The 8281-nt window shown below is 55.0% G+C and carries 4 protein-coding genes; all 4 read right to left on the reverse strand.

Annotation, left to right across the window (positions count from 1 at the left end; all coding sequences use genetic code 11):
- Nucleotides 1-4 precede the first annotated feature (4 nt).
- The 4 genes from WC515_06520 to WC515_06535 are packed head-to-tail and all read right to left on the reverse strand — an operon-like array spanning nt 5 to nt 8007.
- Entirely contained in the window at nt 5-1408 is a 1404-nt protein-coding gene (locus WC515_06520; GenBank protein MFA5147006.1) for an HD domain-containing phosphohydrolase, read from the reverse strand.
- Nucleotides 1409-3649, reverse strand: a complete 2241-nt coding sequence (locus WC515_06525) for a HEAT repeat domain-containing protein (protein MFA5147007.1) — start codon at nt 3647-3649, stop codon at nt 1409-1411.
- Nucleotides 3650-3673: 24 nt separating this feature from the next.
- Nucleotides 3674-6508 (reverse strand): FecR family protein, encoded by a 2835-nt coding sequence (locus WC515_06530; GenBank protein ID MFA5147008.1) that lies wholly within the window; start codon nt 6506-6508, stop codon nt 3674-3676.
- 20 nt (nt 6509-6528) lie between these two features.
- The gene (locus tag WC515_06535) at nt 6529-8007 is read right to left on the reverse strand and encodes a hypothetical protein (protein MFA5147009.1); all 1479 of its coding nucleotides are present in this window, start codon (nt 8005-8007) and stop codon (nt 6529-6531) included.
- Nucleotides 8008-8281 lie beyond the last annotated feature (274 nt).

The following is an 8281-nucleotide window of genomic DNA, read 5'->3' on the forward strand; positions in this document are numbered from 1 at the left end:
TTCTTTAACCTGTCTTATATTTGTCCGGTAGATCATATTTTTCGGAAAACGGCACCGATCTCACTATGGTCCACTTATATTTTTTGGTCCCGTTGTCCTTCTCCAGCAGGTTGATGAAATACGGCTCTTTCTCCCTCTCGCCCTTAGGATTGTAAAGTATCTCCACCTGGGGCCTTCTCATCTCCAGGGAACTCTCCTTCACCACCAGGCCTATCGCGTTGTTATCGAGTTCCACAAGCGTCCCCGGAGGATAGACCCCTATCCTCCTGAAGAAGATATCCAGCAGGAGCGGATGGAAATTCTTTTCGGAAAGCTCCGTCATCTGCTCATACACCTTTTCGGGCGGGAGCGGCTCGTGATAGGACCTCTTGCTCCTGAGCGCGTCATATACATCGGCGATCGTTATCATCATGCTTACGACGTTTATCTTGTTCCCGTAAAGACGCTCCGGGTATCCCTGGACGTCGTACTTCATGTGGTGCTCGAACGAGGAGAGGGCCGCCAGCAGAGGGACATCCGGCGTCTCCAGCAATATCTCGGCGCCGTCGATAGGGTGGGATTTTATCTTCTCCGCCTCCTGGGCATTAAGCTTACCGGCCTTCTTTATGATGTGGGCCTCCATCACCAGTTTGCCGGTGTCGTGCAGAAGGGCCGCTATCCCTATATCGGCCAGGAGGTCTTCGCCGATGCCCAGGGCTTCAGCCTGTACCAGGGTGAATATGGCCACGTTTATGGAATGGACAAAGGTGCCCTCGTCGCGCTTCTTCAGCGATGACAGGATGAGGAACGAATGGACGTTCCTGAGCAGGTTGCCCACGATCTTCGTGACGACAAAACGCGCGGCCGCCATGTCGACGGGCCTGGACTCGCTTATGTCGGCCGATATCTTGCGTAAAAAACCGAGCCCCTGTTCGAAACTGGCATCCGCCTCCGCGTATCCGGTACCGCTATCCGCCGGAGGCGCAGGGCGCTCATCCGGCGCCCCTATGGTCCCTATTATGATGCCTGTTATGCCGCGCGATTCGAGCGCCTTCGCCGCTCCGCCGTCCTTCTCCGCCGCCCTGGCGTTCTCGGAGAGGAGGTCGAGGAAATCCGTCAATTCCGCCCTGGTGACACCTTTAAGGAAACTTATCTTCTCTATCTTCATCTTCTTCAGGCGGGAGATGAAGTTGCCTATATTCCTGCTTATCTCGTAAAACGGCTCCTTTTCGAAGGCTATCTCGTCGCCGATCACGCCTATCGTTATCTCGCTTCTTTCCGACAGGGCGTCGTTCAATTTCGAATAGAGGGCCGTGATGGAGTCCTTTGTGAGATTATGTTCCTTACCGTATATATTCCTTATCTGGATGGCGCTCATCAGCCCCCAGACGACCTTCTCCACAACGGCTTTGATATCTCTCGTGACCATTCAGGCCGCCTTCCCCTTTACCGTGCTGTCGGATTCCAGGACCAGGCGGCACATGCTCCTCACCGATTCGTTCGGATCATTTGCCGCTCTTTTCACATACTCTAGCGCCTCGGCTCTGCCTATCCTCCCCAGGCTTATCACGGCTTCCGCGCGCATGGTGTTCACTTTCCTTCTGTTAAAAAAAGGCCGGCGGGACAATATCCTGCCGAGGTAAGGCAGCGACTCCTGCACCTTGAAATCCCCGCACAGCGTTATCAGGTCCTGCAATAAGACATTTTTGAAAAAGCCCCTGTCCAGTATATCGAACAGCTTCTTTATCACCCCGCCGTCACCGGTCTTTACCAGCGCCTCCAGGACCTTCTTCTTTATATACGGATGTCTCTCTTTTTCAAAGAGCTCCAACGCGCCCTTTCTCTCCTCCGCGCTCTCCGGGCAGAACTCCTCCAGGGCAAGGAGCCGCATCCGGGCATCGGCATGCGTTATCAGCTTCTTCGCGACCGCGCTGAATCTGTCCTTATCCAGACCCCTCAGTATCCTGCAAAATTCGTTCAGTATATTGATCGGGGTGCCCGGCGGGGCCTTTTCTATACGCAGGACGATCTCCTCCGCCGTATTACCCCCCATCTTCGATAAGATGTAGCCCATCTTCTCCAGGCCGGACTGGTCCTGCGCTGCCGTGAAGGAGTCGAGCAGCGCCTCGACCGGCCGCTCTCCGGCCTTAATAAGGATATATGCTATATCATCGAGCGTCCTGTGGTCCGCCGCGGGGATGAACGATATGATCTTATCTGCCCTTACAAGGCCTTTTATGCGCGAAAGCATCTCTTTTACGGATGCGCCTATGGCTTCATTGCCTGTCTGCGACGGGCTCAGTTTCTCGGTGAAGAGCTCTAACATCTCCTTCATCACCCCGACATAGGCCGGGCCCGGTATCTCTTTGAAAGAATCCGCCAGTATGCCGCACATCTTCTTGAATTTCACCGGGTCGCTCTCAAGCCACAGTATATTGAGGAGAAGCCTGACCTTCTCTCTCCTCAGGTTCTCTTCCTTCAGGAACTCTTTATACTCGCCCACCAGCACGGAGTACCTCCCGGATGGGCCGGCGCCGCCGTCATCCCTGTCTATCAGGTTCCCTACGGCCAGGTTGTATATCCGGGAGATGAATTCGTTATCCGGATGCGTCTCAAAGAGCTCCTTGACCGAGACCTGAAGCCCGGAGAGCTCATTCTCCCCGAATAATTTCTTCTCGAATAATTTATCCGTGACCATTGACGCTATGCTGTCGGACCTGCCGGTGCCCGATACAAGCTTATTGAAGACCTTCACCATATTCTCGTTTATATTGTCGCCGCTCTGCATCAGCGAAGCTATGAAGTCCGCCACCATATCGTCCGAAAAACCTTTGAAGAGCGTATTGGAGAGGGCCGTTGGATCATCTTTGGAAGGATCACCCTTAAAGAGGCTGGCCACCAGGGCCGGGTCGAGGTTCAGTATGATATCCGACAGCTCTTTATTGGCGGCCTTCGCAGGGGCGCCGGGGTGTTTCTCGAAATATCTGCTCATGCCTGAAAATATATCCTTGATCTCTTCTGCGGTCGCCTTATCGTCAAGCCTCGTAAGCGCGGCCCTGTATATCTTATTCAATACGGAGGCGGCCCCTTTCGGGTCCTTCAGGAACGAATTTATGAATTCGGCCTTTGACTCCGGCAGGAGACCGGTCTTCAGGTCCTTCCCTATCCCGGAGAGCGACTGCCATATGGCCTTCTCATCCATGGCGGAAGATGCCCTGGCGCTCGTCAGGAGCGAACTGTAATCTATCTCCTTTATGGTCATATGGGCCACGGAACCGATGTTCTTCGCTATGCCCCCCTTCGAAGAGATCACCTTCGGGTCGTTCTTTATGAAACCGAAGAACTCCGAAAGCTCTTCTACGCTTATCCCCCTTGCAAAAGAGACGGCTATTATCCCTCTCTTGTGCATATAGCCGGCGACCTTGGCGTAAAAATCGCCGGTCACCTTTACGAATATGCCGTTCAGGAGGATGGCGTCCGGGGTGATGCCCAGATCTATCTTCTCTTCACCGGTAAGCCACATATCGAGCACGTCTTTGAAGAGCTTTACCGCGCCCTTGAACGTGGAATGCTCGGGCGGGTATAACGTGCTGTTAGTCAGGGCGGCGTTAAGGGAATTTATGAGCCGGCCGTACAGCCCGGTCTTCTCTTTTGATAGCTTTTCGTCCATAAGGCCCTTTGTCCTGATAACCGATCAGGTGACGGAAGAGGTGCCGGCGGCGACACCCTCAAACTGGCTGTTGTCCCCGTCCAGCATGAACGTACCGCCGGCCTGTCCGCTCGTCACCGGGTGGCCGTCGATAACCGGGGAAGCGTCCAGATCGACGATAGCGCTCCACCTGTTGCCCTGCTGGTTCCATGTCCCGTCTTTGAATGTTATCGACGCGGATGTCGGCGTCGTTTCGGTAAGGGTCACCGTCCACCCGGCCGATGGCTGCGCGCTCTGCTTGAACGTCCCGGAGATGATCCCCGCCCATATATAATCCGACGACCCGTTGCCGTATAACCGCGTATCCATATTAAATGTCGTGAACTGCTGGCTGCCGGCCGTCTTCGCCATGTTCTCTGCCGCGGATATCTGTGTGATGGGCACGTTGACGAAGGCGGCAAGCTGGGCCGCGTTGAACCCGAGGAACTCCTCCGAAAAATTTTTGTAGGCCACATACCATTCCCCGCCGCCCATCGCCTGCCACGTCATGTCCGGCGTAGCGGTCGGATCGGCTATGCCTACGACATCTCCGTCAAGGATATACCCGCCGGCGAACGTCTCATAATCGCCCGGCTCGCCCATCAGGGTGAAGAACACCCCCCTGAATTCACCCACCAGCTGGTTCGTCTTCTGGCCGGGGACAGGGTCCCTGTCGTCCCACAGGATCCCGTCCATCGTACCGAGCCATGAACAGTCATCGTACTGTTCCCCGCCTACGGCGAGCACCCAGTCATCTGATGTCGTCGAGGTGTAGGTGCCCTGGGCCTGGAGCTGCCATATCCCCCAATCGAGGTCTGGCAGATTGAATGTGACCCCGGATAGCCCCGTATCTGAGCCGGTGGCACCGCATGTTATGTCGCCGCCCGCGTCAAAGCTCCCGACACCCCTGCCGTAAACCGACTTTGTCACGAGAGAGGCGCCATTAAGGTCATAACCCGCCCCCAGGACCTCTCTCTGGTTAAATACGACATCGTCCGATTCCGCCAATAAACTGTTGAATGTCTTCAACACCGGCCAGTACTTACCTTCATATGTGAATGTCATCGTCCCGGCCCATCCTGACGGGTCGCGATAAAGGCATAGGGCCTTGCCTTTCAGGGTCGTCCTGTCGGCATCCGTGGATTTAGAGAGCGAGGCGCCGAGGAACCCCCTGTACTGGCCGTTATTGTCCGTTTTGCACTTGAAGTCATCGCTTACCCAGAAGGCATAAAGCTCCGGGATATAGACATTCCTTGCGACGCCGCCGGTCACCGATCCCTTACCGACCGTGATCCACTGATTGAAGACGCTTACCGAAAGCGAAAAACTCCCGTCCATACCGTTATACGGCAATTCCGGGCTGAAGATGACCGTTGAGCCGTCTACGGCGATCTTTCCCACCAGGCCCGCAAATGTCAGGCTCTCTATATAGGATACCCCGGGTATCGGGTGTGGCCTGTTTGCCTCCGTTATGGGTATGAGGGCCGGAGGCACCTGGAATGCGCCCGGACCGCCCTTCCCCTCCCCCTTTGCGTGGCCGCCGCCGTCCTTATTAAGCCCTATCGCGTGCTTCCCTCCTTCTCCGGTAGCCCCCGCATCGTTCGCGGGCGCCGTATACCCGTCGTGGACGACGCCGTAGTCGAAAGACGCATTGAGCGATGTCCTGGCCTCGTTCGATGTCATGGCCGGCGCGGCTACCGCGCCCGTATTCGACGATACGGTATTCTGCCCGGATCCGACGAACTGCGTATCGCCCGATATCGTATTTGTGACGATACCGCCTCCGCCTTCATAAAATGCCTGCGTGGCGGCAGGGCTTATAGTGAGGAACATCACGGTCCCTCTTACACCGCACATGGCGGTAGGCGTCTTTATGCGGAAGTTCGAGTTCTTGCCCAGTTTTTCGACAACGGCCTTTACCTTTCCCATATCGGATTCAAAAGTGTTGTCGAACTCGCCGGTCTTCGGGTCCCGCTTCAATGTAGCGAGGGCGATCCGGGAGCCGGGCTGGATATGGAGAAGATTGCCGTTGTCCAGGAGAAGCGTGGCCTTCCCGTCCTCCGAGGTCTCTATCCTGTCGCCTTCCCCCAGCGTCTCATCGGGTTTAGCGTAATGCCAGTCGGAGGCGCCTTTCTTTAATACGCGGACCCCGCCTACCAGCGTCGTAATGGAACAACTCATGGCCGCGGAGGTCTTCCCGATAGAGACCGCTTTTATGACGGTCGGCTTCGTATCCTTCTCGTGGAGCATGAACTCCGACTCCATATACGGGCGGGGAGCTTCCGGGGGCGCATCGAACGGCACCATGACCGCCTCGCCGTTCGCTATATCTTTCACCTGGCCGGGCAGCGCGACGTTACAGATCGACAGCCGCCCGTCCTTCACCAGGGCGCTCGTCCGTTCGGCCTGGTAGAGGACCAGGACCTGTGTCCCCTTGACGGCCCCTTTTGAGTTAGGGGTGGTTATCATAAAGGTGTCCGGGCGGCCTGTTTTGGAGACATCGGCCAGCACCTTGCCTCTGGCGATGTGTATCTCGGCATGCTCCCTTGCGCTGCCCGCAACTTTGAATTCTTTTATCTCCATGCGTGTATTAGGGGCTATCTTAACGGTGCTCCTGTCCGTGAATTCCAATTCGGCCTTGGAATGGCCTTTTGTGCGGACAGAGTCACCCTCGAATATCGGGAGTCCTTCCGCCAGGGACACCGCTTCGTTATCGGGCGAGCGTGTCACATCGACCCTCCCCTCCACCGCGGTGACCTTACCTATCGGAACGGCACCGGCCATGGCAACGCATGGCATGAGCAAAAACGCGCATAACGGCAGGATGCTTTTCATCTTCATTCCGGGTCACTCCTTAAGTTTTAAAATTTATACTTCATGCCCGCGCCGAAGACATTCCGGGTGTACTTGTAAACGCCGATACTGGCGTTATCGTCCGTGAACGTGTACGTCAACTGCACCTCGGCGTTCTTGAAGACCTCTATCGCGACGAGGTTCGATACCGTAATTATGTTGTCGGAACGCCTTTTGTCGTAAACGTTATTCTTCCTGAGATAATCCTGGTAAAAGTACTCGCATACGATATTCCATTTCACATTTTTCAATACGGGGATGACCGACATCATGGTGAGCTTGTTGCCCCAGTACCTCCAGTTCTCGCCTTTGGTGTCATCGCAGTTCATCGAATAACCTAAACTGAAGACGCCCTGGTTCTTGGCGAAGAAATGGTACCACCCGACAGAACATACATATTCGCTTGAGGTCCTGTTCTCATCCGCCGGGTCCGGCGGCCAGAGGAATATCTTGCGGTTGTAAAGGAACGAGAACTGGGCCATGTCGTTCCTGTCTATCATATAGTTGGTCAGATTGGATACGCTCGCGGTGGAGAGGTACCCCTTATCGTGCACCGATACATAGTTATAATGGGTCGGGAAGGTCACCGCCAGTTTGTCAAAGTAGAAAGAAGGGAGAAGCGTTATGTCGTGGCTCACCATGTCGTAGAAACCGAGGTCGGTCTGTTTGGCGTAATAGAAAGAGTAACCCGGTTTTATCGATACATTGTCGCCGAACCTGAAGTTATAATCGCCCTGGCAGGTATATACCTGCCGCCAGTCCGCCTGGTCCGATATGCCGCTCACGGTCGTCTCATCGTCCGGCATCAGGACGACATTGGTATCATATTGCGCCCCCGCCGTCGCATAACCGTGGAACGGCTTCGTCGCGTCTTCCACGCGCGATATGGTATCCATATACTCGTTGGCGAACGTCGCCAGGTCCGCCGTCGGCTGGGTCATGACGACGTCTTTGAATACTTCGTTCGCCTTGGAGAGCTGCTTCGCCTGTAGATAGGCCATACCCTTATAATACTTGACGGTCCCGACGAGCGATTCGTCCAGCTCCCCGGCCTTATCGAACGAGGCTATTGCGCCGTCGACATCTTTGTTCTCTTTGAGCAGTATGAGCCCTTTCATAAAAGCGATCTGCGCCGGGGCCACCCCCTCCGCCTCCGCCACGGCGACCCATTTCTTCGCATCTTCTATCTCATCCAGCTTATAGAGCAGGTCTATCAGTTCTGGGACGGCGTAATTTATCTTAGGACTAAGGGTAGCGGCTGCCTCAAGGTGGGGCCTGGCCTCCTTATACCTCTGCATCTGTTTCAATGTCAACCCCAGGTAGTAAGCGACCGTGGAGGAGCCGGGGTCTCCTGTCCTCAGTTCCTGTAACGGGATGAGCGCCTCATCGTAGTTCTCGTGGTCATAAAGCCATACGGCCCTGTCGAGCTTCCCGGCATCTCCCGGCCTTCCGTCTTCCGGGAAAACGGGTGGAACGATTGCTGACATATAGAGCACCGGAACAATACTCAGCATAATATAGAACGGCTTACAGCACCTCATTAATATAATATTACCCTATAATAGCGAAAAGTCAATATCGCGTTGGGAACGATAAATTTTTACGGATAGGCGCCTCTGGCGCCATGCCGCACTTCAGGGTCCTGTTCACGGCCTGAATTTTTTCGCCGTGCACTACCAATTTTGCATAGCAAAATTGGTGCCTACAGCCTGCCTATAGCCTTGAAGGCTGCGGTTTACGTCTCGCGAATTTGCAGGAATT

This window comes from Candidatus Omnitrophota bacterium (genome assembly GCA_041650805.1).
Lineage (GTDB): Bacteria > Omnitrophota > Gorgyraeia > 2-01-FULL-45-10 > 2-01-FULL-45-10 > JBAZKM01.